Here is a 19,273-nt window from a genome sequence, read left to right as displayed (position 1 = left end):
GCCCGTATGCCAGGGAGGGTTCCGTTTGACGCCCGCACAACTGCTCGACAAAGCCTTGATCGTCAAGGAGTTGCGGCGGCTGGCGGTCCTGCCCGCGCTCGCGCCGCGTTCGGACGAACTGACCGTGCTGCACCAGGACTTGAGCTCCGCCAACCAGCTCGACCGGTGGGCGGAGATCGACCTCGTCCAGGCGTACGTACGCCCGGAGAGCGTCCGGGTCTCCCCCGACCGGCGGCCGGGGCGGCACGACCGCCTCCTGGAGGCGGCCCTCGGGGTGCTCGTCTTCGTACCGCTGCTGATCACCTGGTTCGGCCTCCGGGAGGCCGTGCGGGCGTACGGGGAACTCGCGAAGGAGGACCCCGAGCAGTCCACGCGCCCCTTCCTCCAGCTGTGGCAGTCCGGCTTCGGCGGGCACCTCTCGTCGCTCGGACGCTTCGAGAACGTGGCGCTGATGGCGGTCCTCCTGATCGCCCTGCTCGTGGGCCTCTCCGTGTGGCACGCGCGCGTGCGGGTGCGCTCCGAGCGCGCCGAGGACGCGCGGGAGGCGGCGGAGGACCGGCTGCTCGCGGAACTGGCGTCGGTGCTCACGCGCACGCAGATGCTGCTCGCGTCGCACCGCAGCGCGTCGCCGCAGCAGTTCACCGCGGAGCTCACCAAGGCCGCCCTGAAGATGCAGCAGCTGACGAACAAGGCGGAGCGCAGCCACAACGCGCTCACCGGCGCCACGACCTCCGTCAGCCAAGCCACCGACGCGCTGAAGCAGGCGGCGCAGTCCCTGACGAAGGAGGTGCCGAAGCTCGGCGACGCGGCGGACCGCATCAACACCACGCTGCGCACCGGCACGGAGGAGACCGCCAAGGCGGGCCGCGCCAACGCCCTCGCGGCCCGTGGGATCGCCGACCACGTCAAAACGGCGGGCGACACGGTCGAGGCGTCCCTCAAGGCGCTCGTCGCGGCCCAGCAGTCGCTCGTCGCGAAGTCCGAGTCGGTGGCGAAGGCGACCGAGCTGGCCTCGCAGGCCCTGGTGACGAGCACCGGGCGCACGGGCGACGCGGTGGACGGCATGCGGGAGGCCACGGAGCGCTGGGACGCGGCGGCAGCCCACTGGCAGGACGCGGCCGCCCGCCTCGACGCCCGCATGGACACGCTGGCGGGCGCCCTGCCGCCGCAAAGCGGGGCGTACGGCGGGGGCAGTGCGGCTTACGACGGGACCTACGCGGCGCACGGGGCCTACGGCGTGGGTGAAGGGGCCGCCCCCAGTAGCAACGGCGGCTCCATGAACGGTGGGGGCGGCCGCCCGCCCCACGCCGCACCCGCCAACCACCGTTCGACCGAGGGGAGTCCGGCGCCCGCGCCGAGCCCGTCCGTCGACACGCCGCTGGACCCGGCGTCGGACACACCGCTCGATCCCCCGACGACCCGCCTGCCGCCGCCCCGGCCGCGGGACGGAGGCGCCGCGTGAGCCGAGGCGGCCGGAGCCGGCCGCGGCGCGGCGGCCGGCCCGGGGTCGTCGTGCTCGCGGGATGGCTCTTCGCCGATCTGCTGCTCGTGCTCGCGCTGGTGTCGATGGCCGACCGGCCCGACCCCCAGGCCGACGACCGGCCCGAGCCCCGCCCGTCGAAGAGCGGTTCGGCCACCCCCACCCCGACGGGACCGCGTGCGGTGGACCGCCACCCCCAGGAGTTCGAGGTCGCGGGCCGGAACAAGGGCGACCTCGTCGAGCAGATCAGGAAGGACACCCGCAAGTGGTCGGGACGCGAGGCCGCGCTCGTCCTCACCTTCGGCGGCAGTTCGAACGGCACGGCCTACGCCCACCGCGTCAACGGCCTGCTCGGCAGGGCACGCCCGGAGATGTTCACCAAGAAGACGGCGACGGACGACTACCACAGCCTCGGCAAGCGCGCGGAGACCGCGGTGGTCCGCGTCTACTTCTACACCGCGCCGGGCGGCTGAGCCATGGCGGTCCTGCGTCCCGGCGAGCACCCGAAGGCGAGCGGCGCCCGCCCGCCGCTGCCCGTCCTGCCCCGCTGCCCCGGCCTACGCGGCTACGTACAACTTCACGAAGCCATCCGGCAGTTGAACTTCCGGCACGCGGCCGATGCCTTGCGCGCACCCACGCCGACCCCCGCGCACGACGCCGTCTTCGGCACGCTCCCGAAGGCCCGCACGGATGACGGTTTCCGCGTCCTCGACGGGCTCTGGTTCCCGGGCCGCGGCGGCCTCTGGCACCGCGTCGACCTGCCCTTCGTGCGGCGGGCGCGCGGGCAGTGGCTGTCCTCGTCGGATCCGCGCGCCGACACCGCGGCGGCCGTGGTGGACACCCTGGAGACCCTGGTGCGGGACGACGCGATGGGGCTGCGGCGCCTGGTCCTGTGGGAGGTGTGCTGCCTCCTCAGGGACGGCGGCGAGCGGCCCGGTGAGGCCGAGGCCGTCGCCCTCGGCGTGCACCGCAGCGAGGCGGGGCTGCTCGCCGCGGCCGTCGCCGCCGGGTTCCCCGCGACCGGTCCCGCCCGGCACGCCGCCGAGACCCTCAACGACGTGTGGCCCGGTGTGCGGCTGCGCGCGGCGGAACGACTCGTGGCGCGGCTCCCGCGCGCGTCCGAGTACCCCGACGGACCGGCCGACCACCGCCTCGCCGCCCTCGTCGACGGCATCCGCGCGCGAGCCGACGAGGTGGAGCGGCTCGCCGCCGACGCCGCCGCCGCGGAGGCCACCGGCGCGTCGCGCACGGCCGCCGCCGCCTGGCTCGGCGCGCTGCGCCTGGCCCGGGACGACCCGCGGGCCCAGACGGGCCTGCTGCGCGTCGCCGCGCTCCTCGCCGACGACCCCTTCACCCCGGCGGATGCGCGGGTGACGGCCGTGACCGACGACCGTGCCGTCCGCCTGTCCTGGTGCGCGCCCGAGCAAGGCAGCCGCCTCAGCGACGTCTCGTACCGCGTGCTCCGCTTTCCCGACGGCGCCCCGCACCTGGCCGTCGAGACGGCGGCGGGCGAGACGGGTCTCGCCTCCGTCGACGCGGACGCGCCCGTCGGCCGGCCCCTCCGGTACGCCGTCGTCCCGCTGCGCGGGGACCGCCTCGCAGGGGTGCCGCGCGTGACCGCCCCGGTGCTGCTCACCCCGGTGGTGACGGAGGCGCGCGCCGCCGTCGTGCCGGGCGGGCTGCGGCTGCGGTGGCGGCCCGACCCGGCGGCGGCCGAGGTGCGGGTGACGCGGTCGGGGTTTGGGGCGGACGCCGCCGGCTGGGGCGGGTCGTCGTTGGTGCGGGTGCCGTGCGCTCACGACCGGGTGCTGGACGTGCCGCTCGCCCCGGGCACGTACACGTACGAAGTGCGGTGCGGCTACCGCGATCCGGACGGCGACCTCGTCTGGTCCCGCGGGGTGACCGTCACCGCCCGCGCCGAGCAGTGGCCGTCGCCGGTGGAGGAGCTGACCGTGCGACGGCACGCGGACGGCGAGCGGGTGACCATCGCCTGGCGGCCGCCCGCGCTCGGCGACGGAGTGCTCCTGCCGTGGACGGCGGGTCCCGTCGAACCGGGCACGGATGTCTCCGATGTCGTGGGGCTCGTGGACCGGATCCCGGCGACCGCGGTGGGCGCCGAGTCCCATGTCGAGCTGGCGCCCGCGCCCGAGCAGCGGGTCCGGGTCACGGCGGTGAGCATTCTCGGCGAGCGGGCGGTGTCGGGCCCCAGCGTCATCATCGAACACCCCGCGCGCGTCAGTGGGTTGAGGGCTCGCAGGGTCGCCGCCGACCGTGCCGAGCTGTACTTCGACTGGCCGGAACCGGTGGTCGTGGTGCGCGCCGCGTGGACCGACGGGCGGCGAGGCGGAGAACAGCGCGTCGCGCGCAGCACACACCGCGCCGGACACCCCGTCGTCATCCCCGTCCCCGCGACGGAGTGCACGATCACGGTGACGCCGCTCCCCCGCCCCGACGCGGTGGCGATCACCCCCGCCCCGGCCGTCACCACCCTGCCCGCGGCACCCCCGCCGCCACCGCCCCCTCCGCCGCCACCACCGGCCCTGTCCCGCTGGACCACCTGGTGGCGCAGGCACTGGCGCCGCCGACGCCCCTGAGCGGCGGGCGGGGCCGCCTCACAGGGCGAAACGCCCGGTCACTCCTTCACCACCGCCTCCGTCCCGCCGCCGAACTCGATGAGGAGGCCCGAGCGGAGGGCGATGGTCTTGCCGGGGTCGACGTCCCGCACCGTGCCGTCGTCCTTGCGGGCCGTCCAGACGGACTTGGTGCGGTTGGTGAGGCCGAACCGGCCGCGCTGCTGGGGGTGTTCGGTGACCTCGCCGACCACGGCGGAGAAGTCGTGGCGGTCGGGGTCGTCGCGCAGGTGGTGGGCGTAGACGCGGGCGCTCGGGGCGAGGCGGATGCCGCGCCGGGTGCGGAGCGAACCCGTGCCGGTGACCAGTTCGAGGCGGGGCGGCAGCGTCAGGGTGGTGCGGCACTTCCAGCAGTTGGGGGGCGCGCCGTCGGGCTGGGTCAGGTTCTGCTTGCCGCAGGTGCCGCACTGGGTGATGGCGTCGAGGACCTGGCTGAGCGCGTCGCGCCACACCGTCTCGCGGACCCGCTGTGTGGGGTTGCTGAGGCCCGTGGTGAACGTGTGGACGAACAGGTCGCGCAGGATCTGCGGCAGCGCGCCCCACGTCGCCACGACGGTCGGCTGCTCGCCGGGCACGGGGCGGTTGCGGGTGTCGGACGGGTCGTAGACGAAGACGGGGTCGGTGCCGTACAGCCTGCGTTTGGCGGCCTCGTCCATGCAGCGGATGTTGAGGGCGAGTGCGCCGTTGAACGGGTGGTCGTTCATCAGGAGCAGGAAGAGCAGCACGGCCAGGGAGTGCAGGTCGGTCTGGGTGCCCGGCTCCTTGCCCTTGTCGCCGCGGACCAGCTCCGGCGCCATGAAGTCCATGGTGCCGGCGACGGCTGCCTCGGCGCCCTCCACGACGGCGTTGTCGTTGTCGCAGATCAGGACGTCACCGGTGCGCGGGTCGAAGAAGATGTTGCCCCAGTTGATGTCGCGGTAGGCGATGCCGCGTGAGTGCAGGGCGCGGTAGGCCTCGACGGTGTGCAGCGCCACCGTCACCAGGGTCCGCATCGTCGCGGACGCCACCGAGGGGTCGCGGCGGAAGAGCGCGGGCAGATCGCAGAAGCGCGCGGGCCGTACGTCCATGAGGTAGCCGAAGCCGGGCTGCTTGCCCTCGGGGTCCATGACGATGGAGCGGGGCCACAGGAAGCGGGGGTCGTCCCAGCCCTTGGCGATGAGCCCTTCGAGGATCTCCCGCTGGCGGGCGTCCGCCAGCTGCGGGTAGTACCACTTGACCGCGCGGTCCCCGGTGGCCGTCTGGACGCGGTACACCTCGCCCTGGCCGCCCGAGCCGAAGAGGTCGGCGACCTTCAGCTTCTCCCCCGACTCGGCCACCAGGGTCTTCCCGGCGGCGAGCATGCCGTTCACCATTCTGTTTCTGTTCCTCTCTGCGCTCAGGGCTGCTGCCCTCGCGGTTCGTCGCTGCGCTGTGGGGGCACCGCTATGGCGCCCACGAGGGTCGTGTCGTCCCCGGAGTACTTGGCGGCCCGCGCCAGCCAGTCCGGGAGCTGGGCCTGCACCGCCGCCACGCCCTGCCCCGCGGCGCGGTCGCCGAGGCCGGTGGCGAAGTCCAGGAACCCCTGGTGGTCGGCGAAGCTCTTGGAGAGCCCGTCGGTGGAGAGCAGCACGCACGGCGGCGCGCCGCCGGTGAAGGGCTGCCAGTGCGACCGCATCTTGCGCCAGGGCTCCGGCTCGCAGAGCGAGTCGGTCTCGTCGCCCATGTCGGGTCCGGTGGAGAGCGGGGTGTGCGGGACACCGCGGTCGTCGACGAGCACGATGTCGCCGTCACCCAACTGCCAGCAGAACAGGGTGTGTTCGGTCAGTACGGCACCGATGAGGGTGCTGCCGTACGCGGCGAGGTCCGCGGTCTGCGGGCGATCGCCGTGACCGGTCCTGCCCTTCGCCGTGAGCGGCCGGGCGCCGTGGGCGGGCGAGTTGCTGTCGTACAGGACGGCGCGCTCGCGCCAGTGGTGCCCGACCTGCTGCGGCAGCCGCCGGGCCTCCTCCCGCAGCGCGGACCACCCCGCCGCGTCGTCACCGACGCGGGCGGCCTCGCGCGCGAAGGCCGCCGCGCACCGGGTGAACTCCTCGACCGCCCAGTGCGCGCCGAGGTCGCTGCGGAAGTGCGCGGCGCTGCCGTGCCCGTCGGCGACCGCGAGGACGGCCGCGCGGCCCCCGGCCACGGGCAGGGCGGCACCGCGGTCCTGGCTGTACTTCTTCGCCACTCCCTTGACCGCGCCGCTGAGCAGCGCCCAGGGCCCGGCCGCCGCGGGACCCGGCCCGGTCGTCGTCTCCGGCCCGGTCACCAGATGTCGTCTTCGCCCTTGGTCATCGACGGCACGTCGAGCGGCGTCGCGGGCTTCGCGCCGTCGTCGACCTTGGGGGTGGAGGCGTCCTTGACGACCGCGGTGGACATCCAGCGGATGGCGGCGGCGAGCTGGCGCGGGTTCTTCGCCTGCAGGGGCTCCAGTTCGGGGTTGCCGAGGAACTCCTTGAGCATGCTCTTGTCGGCGTCGTCGCCGATGGCCACCGCGACCCGGACGGCCCGCTTGCCCCACGGTGTGCCGTCGATGGCGCGCAGTCCGGCCCGCCAGTCGTCGGTGGGCTGTCCGTCGGAGGCGAGCGCGAGCACGGGCGGCAGGGCGCGCTGCGGCATCGGCGGGGTCTGGAGCGCGCCGGCCGCCAGCTTGAAGGCGGCTCCCATGTCGGTGCCGCCGTAGATGTGGACGTCCTCCCAGGTGAACCGGTCGACCGGGGTGGCATCGCCGACGTGCCAGCTGGCGCCGCTCGCGAAGGTGATGGCGCGTACGAGGAGGGACGCGGCGGGGTTGGACTGGGCGGCCTGCTGCATCTCGGGGATGGCTTCGCGGATGGCGAAGTTCAGTTCGCCGATCTTGCCGTTCACCCCCATGGAGCCCGAGCAGTCCAGCATCCAGATGAAGTGCACGGGGCGGCTCGCCATACTGCCGCCCGGGAAGTTGTCGACGACGGTCTCGCTGGTGTCGCTCACACTGGTCCTTTCGTGGGGTGTCGGTACTCGGTCAGCTCTGTTTACGGGCGCCGGTCATCTCCGCCGTCCGCCGCCGGGGGAGGTCAGCGCTGCTCCTGGGCGACCCGGTGACGCCATGCCGTCCACTCCTGGACGTCCTGCCCCTCCCGCTGGAGCACGGTGGCCACCTGCCCGAGGTGGTGGTCGTCGAGGTGCGCGAGGACGGGTGCGAGGGTCCGGTCGAGCAGTTCGGCGGCGACCTCGCGCCAGTCCGCGCTGACGCCGTGCCGCCGCCGGGGCCGCCAGATGTGGTAGTACGCGGCCAACTCGGCGGGCCTGCCGGGCAGTTCGCGTACGAGACGGTCGCGGGTCCGCTCGTCGGTGAGGTACGTACGGTAGGGCCGCAGCAGGTCGGGGCCCGCGGCGAAGAGGATCTGCAGCCCGTGCGACTCGCACACGTCGAGCGGGTTCGCCCCGGCGAGTGCGCGGCCCACCCGCTCGTCGACCCCCTGCCGCAGGACCGTGCCGAGCGGCGGCACCTTCCGGTTGAGGTCCCGGAGGCGGCCGACGGACGCCCTGGTCACGGCGAGCCGCCCGTCGGCGAGGTCCTGTGCGGTGACGAGCAGGTCGGCCGTGTCGCGGTCCTGGGCGCCCAGCTTGCCGTCCTTGCGCATCTCCCGTGCGAACTCGACCAGTTCGAGGTCGCAGCGGTCGGGTTCCTTGAGCCAGCCCATGACGCGGCGGCCGAGGTCCGCCTCGATGATCAGGCGTGGGGTGCAGGTGCGGGCCACCCAGGGCTGTTCGGCGCGGTCCGGCGGGTCGTTGCGCCACACGATGCGCCAGAGCAGGAGCAGGGTCTTCGTGTCCTCGACCCGCTGGGCGGCGAGGAGTTCGGTGAGCCGCTCGAAGAGTGCGGCGCCGCGCAGCCGGTCCGGGGGGCCGCTCCAGTGGGCGGCGGCCGCGGCGAGGCGGACGGTGAGCGGCGCGTCGTCGATGTGGCGGCGCAGCCAGTCGCCCTGGGGGGAGTCGGCGAGGGCCCGCAGGCGGTCCAGTTTGCGCTCGGTGAAGTCCGCGATGAGCAGCCGGAGCACGCGGCGGGTGAGGGCGGCGCTGTCGAGTTCGGTCAGGACCTGGACGGCCTGCGCGCAGTCGCGCCGCTCGGGGTGGAGCAGGGCGTCCGCGAGGCGGTCCATGGCCTTGGCGAGGCCGGGGCCGCCGTCGGCTCCCACGGCGAGGGCGAGCCGCAGCGGCTCCGTCCAGGTGGACATGGGGTCGCGGAGCCGGGCGCGCAGGGCGTCGTCGGCGCGGTCGCCGTACTCCTCGCGCAGTTCCCGCCAGGCCTCCTGGCCGAGCGGCAGTCCCTCGAAGGCGGCCAGGTCGGGCAGGGTGCCGAGGCCGCGGGTCGCGTCGAGGCGGTGCTTGACGAGGGCGAGGGCGAGGGGGCGGGCCGCGAGGGCGTGGTCGCCGTCGAGTCCCCGGCAGAGCCTGTCGAGTTCGTCGAGGGTGCGCGGGTCGGCCTCTCCTCTGGTCACACTTTGGGTGAAGGCGTCGATGACGGCGCGCAGGGAGTCGCCGCCGAGCCCGGCGAGTTCGGCGCCGGTGAGGGTTCCGGGAGAGGTGCCGGTGTCCGCCCCGGCGTTTCCTCCGGAGATCAGCGGGAGCAGCGCGAAGGGGCCCTCCGGGCGGGCGGCCGCGCCGGGGGCGGGGCACGGCGGGTTTCCGGCGAGCCACCGCTCGGCGGTCAGCCGGGCCCAGGCGTCGGGCTCGGCGGGCGGGCTCTCCGGCCCGCCCGTGCCGTCGTGCACGCGGTACAGGTACTCGACCGTGGCGTCGTCGGACCGGTCGAACGCCGTGTCCGGGCCGGTGCCGATGATCTGCTGCGGGGCCCGGCGCGGGTCGCTGGTCCAGGTGGTGAACGTCAGTGCGGCGACGTACTCCTCGGGCAGCGAGGCACAGGCGAGCGCGATCCAGCGGGCGACGGTCTCGGAGTCGTCCTCCACGAGGACGATCTGCCGCCCGGCGGGGTCCTCGAACAGCCGGCGCACGTCGGCGAGGAAGGGCGCGACGCGGTCGGCGCGCGCCCGGGCGAACGCGACGAGGAGCTCCCGGTCGAAGTGCGCCTCGGGCACCGGCAGTTCGGACTCGACGAAGCCGGCGCCGAGCGTGTCGTCGGCGTCCGTCTCCCAGCCCGCGGAGCGCCAGGTGTCGATCGGCCACACGGGCCCGGGACCCGGGGTGTCGGCGCTCAGGTGCAGCGCTTCCACGCGCCGGCCGGGAAGCGCGGCGCACAGCAGCCGGCCGCCGTCCGGGAGCAGGCTGTAGCTCAACTCGGTGCCGGCGCCCAGGACGCGCGCGACGACAGCACGCAGCGCGCTCGCGTCATAGGGCGCGCTCGCGTCATCGGGCGTGTTCTCGTGCGGTTGCTGCCCACGCCCGTCCTGGTCCGCGGGGACCAGGAGGAGGGTTCCGGTGTCCGGCTCGCGACCGAGCCGGTAGCTGAGGCGACGGATGGCCATGCCACATTCTGACCAACCGCGGCACCGGCCCGCAGGCCGTCCGCCAAGTTCACCCCCGCCCCTCGGGCAGGCCACTCGCACCTGGTCGAACACCGGCCGCACCGGCGCGGGCACCCTTGCGCGGCGTCGCGGTTGGGGACACCGTGGTCACGGTCCCGCACCGACCGGTGCCGCCCGGGACCTCCCCGGCGATCGGAGTGGCTGTGCCTCCTTTCCTGCTCCCCCACACCCTGCTCGGCGAAGGCCCGCACAAGGTGATCGCGGTCCACGGCTGGTTCGCCGACCGGTCGGCGTACGGGCCGGTGCTCGCGGACCTGGACAGCGAGGCGTTCCAGTACGCGGTGGTGGATCTGCGTGGGTACGGGGAGGCGAAGGACGCCGTCGGCGCGTACACGACGAGTGAGGGCGCGGCCGACGTCCTCGACCTGGCCGACGGGCTCGGCTGGGAGCGGTTCTCGCTGATCGGGCACTCCATGGGCGGCAGCGTCGCCCAGCGCGTCCTGGCCGCGGCCCCGCACCGGGTGCGCCGCCTCGTAGGGGTATCACCAGTCCCCGCGAACGGCCTTCAACTCCCTCCAGAACGACGGGAGTTGTTCGCCTCCGCCGCGCACACCCCGGAGCACCGCCGCGCCATCCTCGACATCACCACGGGTGGCGTACGTCCACGGGCCTGGCTCGACCGGATGGTGCGGCGCTCCCTGGAGGTCAGCGACGCGAAGGCGTTCCGCGCCTGGCTGGACTCGTGGGCGAACGACGACTTCCACACGGAGATCGACGGTTCCCCCGTCCCCGCACTCGCCATCACCGGGACACTCGACCCCGCCCTGTCATCGGACCTCATGCGCCACACCTGGCTCCACTCATACCCACACGGCGAACTGGCGGAGCTGCCCGGGGCAGGGCACTACGCGATGGACGAGGTACCCCTAGAACTGATCCGCACGGTGGAGGACTTTATGCGTGCGGACGGGGAGGGGGGCGGGGGTGGGGCTGCGGGCGAGGCCACCCGCGCGGGCGGGACCGCGGGCACGGGCGCGGGCGCGCGCGAGGCCGTCGGCGCGGGCGGGCCCGCCGACACGGGCGAGGTCACCCGCATGGGCGGGGCCGCGAGCAGGGGCGCGGGCGAGGCCGCGAGCACGGGCGCGGGCGAGGCCGCGGGCACGGGCGCGGGCGAGGCCGCGAGCACGGGCGCGGGCGAGGCCGCGAGCACGGGCGCGGGTGAGGCCGCGAGCACGGGCGCGGGTGAGGCCGCGAGCACGGGCGAAGCCGCGGGTACGGGCACGAGCGGGACTGCGGGCGCGCGCGAGGCCGTCGGCACGGGCAGGACCGCCGACACGGGCGAGGTCACCCGCACGGGCGGGGCCGCGGGCACGGGCGCGGGCGGGGCCGCGGGCACAGGCGAGGCCACCCGCACGGGCGAAGCCGCGGGCACGGGCACGAGCGGGACTGCGGGCGCGCGCGAGGCCGTCGGCACGGGCAGGACCGCCGACACGGGCAAGGCCCCCGGCACAGGCGAGGCCACGAGCACGGGCGGGACCGCGGGCGCGGGCGGGGCTACCGGCACGGGCGAGCCCGCGAGCAGGGGCGCAGGCGAGGCCGCGGACGCTGGCGAGACCGCCGGCACGGGCGAAGCCACTGGCACGGGCGAAGCCACCGGCGCCGGTGGGACCCCGGGCCTGGGCCGCTCCCGGGACGGCGGCGGTGGTGGTGCGTGAGTGGGGGTGATGCGCCTGCGGCTGCGCCCCCCGTGCCCGACGTCTTCGATCCGCGGCTCTACGCGGAGGGCGTCCCCCACGACCGCTACCGCGTGTTGCGCGACCACCACCCCGTGGCCCGGCAGGAGGAGCCCGCGGTGCTGGGCTGGCCCGCGGGGCCGGGGTTCTGGGCGGTCACCCGGCACGCGGATGTCGTACGCGTCCTGAAGGATCCGGCGACGTACTCCTCGTATCTGGGCGCCACCCAGATCCGCGATCCCGCCCCCGACGACCTGCCGTTCATCCGGCGCATGATGCTCAATCAGGATCCCGCCACGCGGCGGAGCGCGGGCGCCAACGATCACGGGCGGCTGCGCAGGCTGGTCAGCCGCGCGTTCACACCGCGCCGGATCGAGCGCTTCGAGGCGCGGGTGCGGGAGCGGGCCCGGACGCTCCTCGCGGCCGCCCTCGCCGACGCGCGTGACGGCGACGGCACCTTCGACGTCGTCACCGCCGTCACCGACGAGTTCGCCCTGCTCAACCTCGCCGACCTGCTCGGCGTCCCCGCGTCCGACCGCGGCCTCCTCCTGCACTGGACCCAGCGCGTCATCGGCTACCAGGACCCCGACGAGGCGCCGCCACCCGTCCTCGGCCCGGACGGCGAGCCGGTCAACCCCCGCTCGCCCGCGATGCTGCGCGACATGTTCGCGTACGCCCGGACGCTGGCCGCGCACAAGCGCAGACATCCCGGCGACGACGTCCTGACGACGCTCGCCCACGATCCCGAACTCACCGTCGCCGAACTGGAGATGTTCTTCTTCCTGCTCACCGTCGCGGGCAACGACACCGTACGCAGCGCGGCACCCGGCGGGCTGCTGGCGCTCGCCGAGAGCCCCGGTGAGTACGCGCGGCTGCGGGCCGGCGCGGTCACCACCGCCACTGCCGTGGACGAACTGCTGCGCCGGCACCCGCCGGTGCTCAGCTTCCGGCGCACGGCGGCCCACGACACCGAGCTGGCGGGGACGCGCATCGCGGCCGGGGACAAGGTCGTCGTCTTCCACGCCTCCGCCCACCACGACGAGCGCGTCTTCACCGACCCGCACCGCCTCGACCTGTCGCGCGCACCCAACCCGCACGTGGCGTTCGGCGACGGCCCGCACGTCTGCCTCGGCGCGCACTTCGCCCGGCTCCAACTGCGCGTGTTCCACGAGGAGTCGGCCCGCGCCCTGCCGTCCCTGCGGCTCGCCGCACCGCCGCGCCGGCTGGTCTCGCACTTCATCAACGGCCTGAAGTCGCTGCGCCTCGTGGCGCCCGCGTAAGGTGCAAGATCGCGAAACCAGCGCAGCGCCCGAGCGGAGAAGCACGCCCATGCACGACGACGAGCTCCACGACGACGAGTTCCACGACGAGGTCTTCCCCGACTTCCCCGCACCGGCGGACCGCAGCCCCTGGCAGGCCCCCGCCGACCTGGAGCAGCACCTGTACGAGCTGTGCCAGGCGGACGACGCCTACGGCTACTTGCGGGCGATAGCCGTCGAGGGCCTGTACCGCCCGGTCTCGGCCACCGGGACGGAACGCGACGCCACCGAGAGCCCGCTGCTCACCGTCGACCTGCCGGACGGCAGGAAGGCCGCGCAGGTCTACACGGCGGGTGTGCTGCCCCGGCCGCACCCCGCCGTCGTCTACGAATACGTCACGCTGGACTCGCTCGCCGCCGGCTGCCCGGACGACGTCGACTTCCTCGTCGTGAACGCGGCGACGCCGTGCCAGCAGTTCTATCTGACCACCGACGACGAGCGGGAGGTCTGGTCGGACCTGCACGCCAAGTACCACCGCTCCGACGGTCTCGCGAACCGCATCGACACCCGGCGCACGAGGACACCCGAGCCCGGCAGCGCCCTCCTGCACGGTCTGGCGTGCGGCGCGCACCTGTGCTTCACCAACGGTGACGCCTGGAACACCGTCGACTGGCACGGCGCGGGCCACCACAACGAAATCGGCCGCCTGGCGGAGTGGTGGGGCGTGCAGGACCGCGACGACTGGCTGTCCCTCCAGGAGCGGCTGCTCACCCGGGACGTCAGCCCCTGGTACTGGGACTTCGTCCTCGACGCCCGCACCGCCCTGATCCGGCGGCACGGGCCCCGCGTCGACCCGGAGCTGTGGCGCGACGAGGTGGAGACGGCACTGCGCCGCCGCGTGGTGGAGACCGGCGGCCCCGCCGAACCGCACCGTCCGGGCGAGGACGCCGAACTCGACCAGTTCGTCGCGCACTTGCGGGGCCTGGCCGGCAAGGTGCTGCGCTACGAGGCCCGTTTCCGCGCCGACGGGCTCCTGCCGCCCGACGGTCACGTCGCCACCGTCGCGGCCTGGGACATCGGCCGCGCCTCGAAGATGGCCCGCTGGGGCCGCGGCGCCCGGTACGCCACCCACGCGGAACTGATCAAGGCGTTGGAACGCGCCTCCGACGCCGCGCGCGCCGCGTACCCCTCCTGGGAGACGTTCTCCGCGGGCTACGTCCTGGGCCGCTGCCTCCACTTCGACGAGGAGTCGTTCGGCTCCTGGTACACGGACGTGCTGCGCGCCCACCGCGCCCTGACGACGGACCCGGACAGCCCCTGGCTCACGGTGCCGTTCCAGCAGGCCTGACCCGAAGCCTTCGGCCTTGCCCCGCGGCCGCCGCGTCAGAAGCCGCAGTGCACGTTGCTGCCGAAGTCACTCATGGTGTCCGTGCGCAGCCAGCCCTGGACGCCCGTACGGGTGTTGCGCGCGTACGTCCACGCGGTCCGCGTCTCACCGATCCAGGGGCCCCAGGTGTAGCAGTGGTAGTCCAGCTTGTCGCCGCGCGAGGCCAGGCCGTTGGACCGGCATCCCGTGCTGGAGCCCGACCGCATGTTGGCTCCGTTGGCGGTGGCGCGCCAGGTGCTGTTGTCCCGGTCGGGGGCCGTCTTGCCGCACGGGGCGGTGGCGTGGGCGGGCGCCGCCGTGACGACGGGCGTGAGCACGGCCGCCGCGACGGCGAGTGTGGTGGCAAACGTGGTGGCACATATGCGTGGCTTGGAAACGCGCATGACTGACTCCCCCGGTTCATGGACTCGTCGACGGCCCGACAAGACGGCCCGCTGACGATCCAACGGTCTGACACGACAGGACCCTACGGACGCCTCGCCGAGGACACGTCAACCCAGCGGTGCAAGTCCGCGTAAACCTTTGCGGTACGCAGGCACACCCCCGACGATCTCTGCGGTACGCAGGCACACCCCCGGTCACCCCTGCGGTACGCAGGCTCACTCCCAGCAAGCATCACGATCAGGTCTCACTCGCCCCCCACCGCCCCCTCCCCCCTTGTCACAGCCCCGTGTAATCGTTTCCAATCCTCCGTGTAATCGATTCCACGAGGAGGTGGACCGACGATGACCCCGAGTTCGGTGAGCATCAAGGACGTCGCGGCCGAGGCCGGTGTGTCCGTTGCCACCGTGTCGCGCGTCCTGAACAGTCACCCCTCCGTCAGCCCCGCGTCCCGCGCCCGGGTCGTCACCGCCGTCGAGGCGCTCGGGTACCGGCCCAACGCCGTCGCCCGGTCCCTGCGCACCGACCAGACCCGCACCCTCGGCCTGGTCATCAGCGACGTGCTCAACCCGTACTTCACCGAGCTGGCCAGGTCCGTCGAGGAGGCGGCCCGCGCGCTCGGCTACAGCGTGATCATCGGCAACGCCGACGAACGGCCCGAGCTCCAGGACCACCACGTACGGACCCTGCTGGACCGGCGCATCGACGGGCTGCTCGTCTCCCCCACCGACGGCGGCTCGCCGCTGATGCTCGACGCCGTGCGGGCCGGCACCCCGATGGTCTTCGTGGACCGGTGGATCCCCGGCGTGGGCGACGACGTCCCTGTCGTCCGCTCCGACGGGCGGCAGGCCGTCCGCGACCTCGTCGCCCATCTGCACGGGCTCGGCCACCGCAGGCTCGCCATCATCGCGGGCCCTGCCGCCACCACCACCGGCAGCGAGCGCGTCGAGGCCTTCCGGGACGCGCTGCGCGAGCACGGCACCGCGCTGCCCGACGCGTACATCGGCCAGGGCGACTTCCAGGCCGCCAGCGGGCGGCGCGCCACCGAGCGCTTCCTCGCCCTGCCCGAGCCGCCCGACGTCGTCTTCGCCGCCGACAACCTGATGGCGCTCGGCGCACTCGACGCGATCCGCGCGCGCGGCCTGCGCGTCCCGGACGACATCGGGCTCGCGGCCTTCGACGACATCCCGTGGTTCGTGCACACCGACCCGCCGGTCACCGCGATCGGCCAGCCGACCGCCGACCTCGGCCGGGCCGCCGTGCGCGCCCTTGTCGACCGGATCGAGGGCAGGAGCCCGCGCTCCGTGACCCTGCCCGCCCGCCTCGTCGTCCGCCGTTCCTGCGGCGAGGACACCGGCGCCCTCACCGGTACCGGTGAGGACACCTCCGTACCACTCCGAAGGAGCAACACGTGAGTGAGCAAAGCGAGTTGCTGCGCATCGAAGGCATCCGCAAGACGTTCCCCGGCGTCGTCGCCCTGGACTCCGTCGACTTCGATCTGCGCCGCGGCGAGGTGCACGTCCTGCTCGGCGAGAACGGCGCGGGCAAGAGCACCCTCATCAAGATGCTCTCCGGCGCCTACCGGCCCGACAGCGGACGCATCTTCGCCGAGGGGCGCGAGGTGCGTATCAACGGCGCGCAGGACGCCGAACGGCTCGGCATCGCCACCATCTACCAGGAGTTCAACCTCGTCCCCGACCTGACGGTCGCCGAGAACATCTTCCTCGGGCGGCAGCCGCGCCGCTTCGGCCTCGTCGACCGGAAGAAGATGGAGGCCGACGCCGAGGTGCTCCTCGCGCGGGTCGGCGTCCAGGTGTCGCCGCGCGCCAAGGTCCGCGAACTGGGCATCGCCCGGCTGCAGATGGTCGAGATCGCCAAGGCGCTGAGCCTGGACGCGCGCGTGCTCATCATGGACGAGCCCACCGCCGTCCTCACCTCCGAGGAGGTCGACAAGCTCTTCCGGATCGTGCGCACGCTGCGCGAGGACGGCGTCGGCATCGTCTTCATCACCCACCACCTGGAGGAGATCGCGGCACTCGGCGACCGCGTCACCGTCCTGCGCGACGGCCGCAGCGTCGACCAGGTGCCCGCGTCGACCGACGAGGACGAGCTCGTACGCCTCATGGTGGGCCGCAGCATCGAGCAGCAGTATCCGCGCGAACGCCCGGACACGGGCGCCCCGTTGCTGCGCGTGGACGGCCTCACCCGGGACGGCGTCTTCCACGACGTCAGCTTCGAGGTGCGGGCCGGTGAGGTCGTCGGCCTCGCGGGCCTGGTGGGCGCGGGCCGCACCGAGGTGGCGCGCGCCGTCTTCGGCGCCGATCCGTACGACGCCGGATCCGTCGACGTGCATGGCGAGCGGCTGCCCCGGCACGACGTGAACGCGGCGATGGGAGCGGGCATCGGCCTGGTCCCCGAGGACCGCAAGGGCCAGGGGCTCCTCCTCGACGCGTCGGTGCGGGAGAACCTCGGTCTGGTGACGCTGCGTTCGGCGACGCGCGCCGGGCTCGTGGACCTCAAGGGGCAGCAGCGGGCGGCCGCGCGGATCGCCGAACAGCTCGGGGTGCGCATGGCCGGGCTCGGCCAGCACGTCCGCACCCTGTCCGGCGGCAACCAGCAGAAGGTCGTCATCGGCAAGTGGCTGCTCGCCGACATCAAGGTCCTCATCCTCGACGAGCCGACCCGCGGCATCGACGTGGGCGCGAAGGTCGAGATCTACCAGCTCATCAACGAACTGACGGCCGCCGGGCACGCGGTCCTGATGATCTCCAGCGATCTGCCCGAGGTGCTCGGCATGAGCGACCGGGTCCTCGTCATGGCGCAGGGCCGGATCGCCGGCGAGCTCACGGCCGAAGAGGCCACCCAGGACGCGGTGATGGCGCTCGCCGTCGGCACCGCGGCGGTACGGAACGAAGAAGAAGCGGAGGGCTCCCGTGGCCACTGAAACCCTGAAGCGCGACGCGGGTGGCGCGGCCTCGCTCCGCCGCGTCCTGCTCGACAACGGCGCGCTCAGCGCCCTGATCGTCCTGGTCGTGGCGATGTCGCTGCTGTCCGGCGACTTCCTCACCACCCAGAACCTGCTCAACGTGGGCGTGCAGGCCGCGGTGACCGCGATCCTGGCGTTCGGCGTCACGTTCGTGATCGTCTCGGCGGGCATCGACCTGTCGGTCGGCTCGGTGGCCGCGCTGTCGGCCACGGTCCTCGCCTGGACGGCGACCTCGGAGGGGCTGCCGGTCTGGCTCGCGGTGGTCCTCGCCGTGGCGACCGGCATGGCCTGCGGATTCGTCAACGGCCTGCTCGTCTCGTACGGGAAGCTCCCGCCGTTCATCGCGACGCTGGCGATGCTGTCGGTGGCCCGCGGCCTCTCGCTGGTGATCTCGCAGGGCAGCCCGATCGCGTTCCCCGACTCGGTCTCGCACCTCGGTGACACAGTGGGCGGCTGGCTGCCTGTCCCGGTGATCGTGATGGTCGTGATGGGGCTGGTGACGGCCGTCGTCCTCGGCCGTACGTTCATCGGCCGCTCCATGTACGCGATCGGCGGCAACGAAGAGGCCGCGCGTCTGTCCGGCCTGCGCGTCAAGAGGCAGAAGCTCGTCATCTACGCCCTCTCCGGTCTGTTCGCGGCCGTCGCGGGCATCGTCCTCGCGTCCCGCCTCGTCTCCGCGCAGCCGCAGGCCGCGCAGGGTTACGAGCTCGACGCGATCGCCGCGGTCGTCATCGGCGGCGCGAGCCTCGCGGGCGGCGTCGGCAAGGCGTCAGGGACGCTGATCGGCGCGCTGATCCTGGCGGTGCTGCGCAACGGGCTCAACCTCCTCTCCGTGTCGGCGTTCTGGCAGCAGGTCGTCATCGGTGTCGTCATCGCGCTCGCGGTCCTCCTGGACACGCTGCGGCGGCGGGCCGGGGCGACGCCGGGCGCCTCCTCCGGTGCTTCCGGAGGCATCCGCGGGAAGGGGCCGCAGGCGGTGAAGTACGCGGTCGCCGCCGTGGTCGTGGCGGCCGTCGTCGGCGCGGTCTCCTTCTTCAACTCGGGCTCCTCGGGCACGACCACGAAGATCGGCATGTCGCTGTCCACCCTGAACAACCCCTTCTTCGTCCAGATGAAGGAGGGCGCGCAGGCCGAGGCCGAGAAGGCGGGCATCGACCTGACGGTCACCGACGCGCAGAACGACGCCTCCCAGCAGACCAACCAGCTGCAGAACTTCACCGGCGAGGGCGTGAAGTCGATCATCGTCAACCCGGTGGACTCCGACGCGGCGGGCCCCGCCGTGCGCGGCGCCAACAAGCAGGACATCCCGGTGGTCGCGGCCGACCGCGGCGTGAACAAGGCGAAGACCGCAACGCTCGTCGCCTCCGACAACGTCGCGGGCGGCAGGCTGGCGGCGAAGACGCTCGCCGAGAAGCTCGGCGGCAAGGGCAAGGCCGTCGTCCTCCAGGGCACGCCCGGCACCTCCGCGAGCCGCGAGCGCGGCCAGGGCTTCGCCGAGGGCATCAAGGCCTACCCCGGCATCGACGTCGTCGCCAAGCAGCCCGCGGACTTCGACCGCACCAAGGGCCTGGACGTCATGACCAACCTCCTCCAGTCCAACAAGGGCGTGAACGGCGTCTTCGCCGAGAACGACGAGATGGCGCTCGGCGCGGTCAAGGCACTCGGCGACAAGGCGGGCGACTCCGTTCCCGTCGTCGGCTTCGACGGCACGCCCGACGGCCTCAAGGCGGTCGAGGCGGGCACGCTGTACGCGTCGGTGGCGCAGCAGCCCAAGGAGCTCGGGAAGATCGCGGTGCGCAACGCGGTGCGGGCCACGCAGGGCAAGAAGGTCCAGGAGACGGTGAAGGTACCGGTGAAGGTCGTCACGGCGAAGAACGTGCACAATTTCTCGTGACCCACGACGTCTCGTGACCCTCGCCTCCACACCGTAC

The 19,273-nt window shown here is 73.7% G+C and carries 13 protein-coding genes and 1 pseudogene; 9 read left to right on the top strand and 5 right to left on the bottom strand.

Translation table 11 applies throughout. The features are described from left to right. The first annotated feature begins 25 nt into the window (after positions 1-25). From ACZ56E_RS15755 to ACZ56E_RS15745, 3 genes are read left to right on the top strand one after another with little or no spacing between them, the layout of a single operon-like run. A complete protein-coding gene (locus ACZ56E_RS15755; protein WP_471214498.1) occupies positions 26-1,462 on the top strand; it encodes a hypothetical protein in 1,437 nt (478 codons plus the stop codon). Further along, positions 1,459-1,953 (top strand): hypothetical protein, encoded by a 495-nt coding sequence (locus ACZ56E_RS15750; RefSeq protein ID WP_471214496.1) that lies wholly within the window; start codon positions 1,459-1,461, stop codon positions 1,951-1,953. The genes ACZ56E_RS15755 and ACZ56E_RS15750 overlap by 4 nt, the downstream gene beginning before the upstream one ends. 3 nt (positions 1,954-1,956) lie before the next feature. Continuing rightward, a complete protein-coding gene (locus ACZ56E_RS15745; protein WP_471214495.1) occupies positions 1,957-4,074 on the top strand; it encodes a hypothetical protein in 2,118 nt (705 codons plus the stop codon). 38 nt (positions 4,075-4,112) lie between these two features. Here the strand turns inward: ACZ56E_RS15745 and ACZ56E_RS15740 are convergent, their stop codons facing one another. From ACZ56E_RS15740 to ACZ56E_RS15725, 4 genes are all read right to left on the bottom strand, one after another. Then, complete coding sequence (locus tag ACZ56E_RS15740) at positions 4,113-5,462, bottom strand: protein kinase domain-containing protein (protein ID WP_471214494.1); 1,350 nt, start codon at positions 5,460-5,462, stop codon at positions 4,113-4,115. Positions 5,463-5,485: 23 nt separating this feature from the next. Continuing rightward, positions 5,486-6,397 (bottom strand): protein phosphatase 2C domain-containing protein, encoded by a 912-nt coding sequence (locus ACZ56E_RS15735; protein ID WP_471214493.1) that lies wholly within the window; start codon positions 6,395-6,397, stop codon positions 5,486-5,488. Continuing rightward, a complete protein-coding gene (locus tag ACZ56E_RS15730; protein ID WP_398306065.1) occupies positions 6,394-7,053 on the bottom strand; it encodes a tellurium resistance protein in 660 nt (219 codons plus the stop codon). The genes ACZ56E_RS15735 and ACZ56E_RS15730 overlap by 4 nt, the downstream gene beginning before the upstream one ends. Positions 7,054-7,184: 131 nt before the next feature. Continuing rightward, positions 7,185-9,596, bottom strand: a complete 2,412-nt coding sequence (locus ACZ56E_RS15725; RefSeq protein WP_471214492.1) for a GTPase-associated protein 1-related protein — start codon at positions 9,594-9,596, stop codon at positions 7,185-7,187. Between the two features lie 203 nt (positions 9,597-9,799). On the opposite strand from ACZ56E_RS15725, the pseudogene ACZ56E_RS15720 reads away from it, so the two are divergent. The 3 genes and pseudogenes from ACZ56E_RS15720 to ACZ56E_RS15710 all read left to right on the top strand — a co-directional run. Next, positions 9,800-10,567 (top strand): annotated as a pseudogene (locus ACZ56E_RS15720) (alpha/beta fold hydrolase); the annotation flags it as partial. A gap of 776 nt (positions 10,568-11,343) precedes the next feature. Continuing rightward, complete coding sequence (locus ACZ56E_RS15715; RefSeq protein ID WP_471214491.1) at positions 11,344-12,609, top strand: cytochrome P450; 1,266 nt, start codon at positions 11,344-11,346, stop codon at positions 12,607-12,609. 49 nt (positions 12,610-12,658) lie between these two features. Then, positions 12,659-13,936 carry a DUF1266 domain-containing protein gene (locus ACZ56E_RS15710; protein WP_471214490.1) on the top strand — a complete coding sequence of 426 codons (1,278 nt, stop codon included), beginning with the start codon at positions 12,659-12,661 and terminating at the stop codon, positions 13,934-13,936. A gap of 35 nt (positions 13,937-13,971) precedes the next feature. Here the strand turns inward: ACZ56E_RS15710 and ACZ56E_RS15705 are convergent, their stop codons facing one another. Then, positions 13,972-14,358: an SH3 domain-containing protein gene (locus ACZ56E_RS15705; RefSeq protein WP_471214489.1), complete on the bottom strand. Its 387-nt coding sequence runs from the start codon at positions 14,356-14,358 to the stop codon at positions 13,972-13,974. Positions 14,359-14,700: 342 nt separating this feature from the next. On the opposite strand from ACZ56E_RS15705, the gene ACZ56E_RS15700 reads away from it, so the two are divergent. The 3 genes from ACZ56E_RS15700 to ACZ56E_RS15690 are packed head-to-tail and all read left to right on the top strand — an operon-like array spanning position 14,701 to position 19,236. After that, entirely contained in the window at positions 14,701-15,771 is a 1,071-nt protein-coding gene (locus tag ACZ56E_RS15700) for a LacI family DNA-binding transcriptional regulator (RefSeq protein ID WP_471214487.1), read from the top strand. Next, positions 15,768-17,300 carry a sugar ABC transporter ATP-binding protein gene (locus ACZ56E_RS15695; protein WP_471214486.1) on the top strand — a complete coding sequence of 511 codons (1,533 nt, stop codon included), beginning with the start codon at positions 15,768-15,770 and terminating at the stop codon, positions 17,298-17,300. The genes ACZ56E_RS15700 and ACZ56E_RS15695 overlap by 4 nt, the downstream gene beginning before the upstream one ends. Next, positions 17,290-19,236 (top strand): ABC transporter permease/substrate-binding protein, encoded by a 1,947-nt coding sequence (locus tag ACZ56E_RS15690; RefSeq protein WP_471214484.1) that lies wholly within the window; start codon positions 17,290-17,292, stop codon positions 19,234-19,236. The genes ACZ56E_RS15695 and ACZ56E_RS15690 overlap by 11 nt, the downstream gene beginning before the upstream one ends. Positions 19,237-19,273: the final 37 nt, after the last annotated feature.

The sequence above is a fragment of the Streptomyces sp. NPDC039480 genome (assembly GCF_055597165.1).
The sequence above is the reverse complement of the archived record's forward strand: the minus strand, read 5'-3'. Positions and strand labels throughout refer to the sequence as shown.

Bases quoted from the DNA above. Each gene is read 5' to 3' on its own strand.
- ACZ56E_RS15730 (WP_398306065.1), bottom strand. From the start codon at position 7,053: ATGGCGAGCCGCCCCGTGCACTTCATCTGGATGCTGGACTGCTCGGGC.
- ACZ56E_RS15725 (WP_471214492.1), bottom strand. From the start codon at position 9,596: ATGGCCATCCGTCGCCTCAGCTACCGGCTCGGTCGCGAGCCGGACACC.
- ACZ56E_RS15710 (WP_471214490.1), top strand. From the start codon at position 12,659: ATGCACGACGACGAGCTCCACGACGACGAGTTCCACGACGAGGTCTTC.
- ACZ56E_RS15705 (WP_471214489.1), bottom strand. From the start codon at position 14,358: ATGCGCGTTTCCAAGCCACGCATATGTGCCACCACGTTTGCCACCACA.
- ACZ56E_RS15745 (WP_471214495.1), top strand. From the start codon at position 1,957: ATGGCGGTCCTGCGTCCCGGCGAGCACCCGAAGGCGAGCGGCGCCCGC.
- ACZ56E_RS15700 (WP_471214487.1), top strand. From the start codon at position 14,701: ATGACCCCGAGTTCGGTGAGCATCAAGGACGTCGCGGCCGAGGCCGGT.
- ACZ56E_RS15740 (WP_471214494.1), bottom strand. From the start codon at position 5,462: ATGGTGAACGGCATGCTCGCCGCCGGGAAGACCCTGGTGGCCGAGTCG.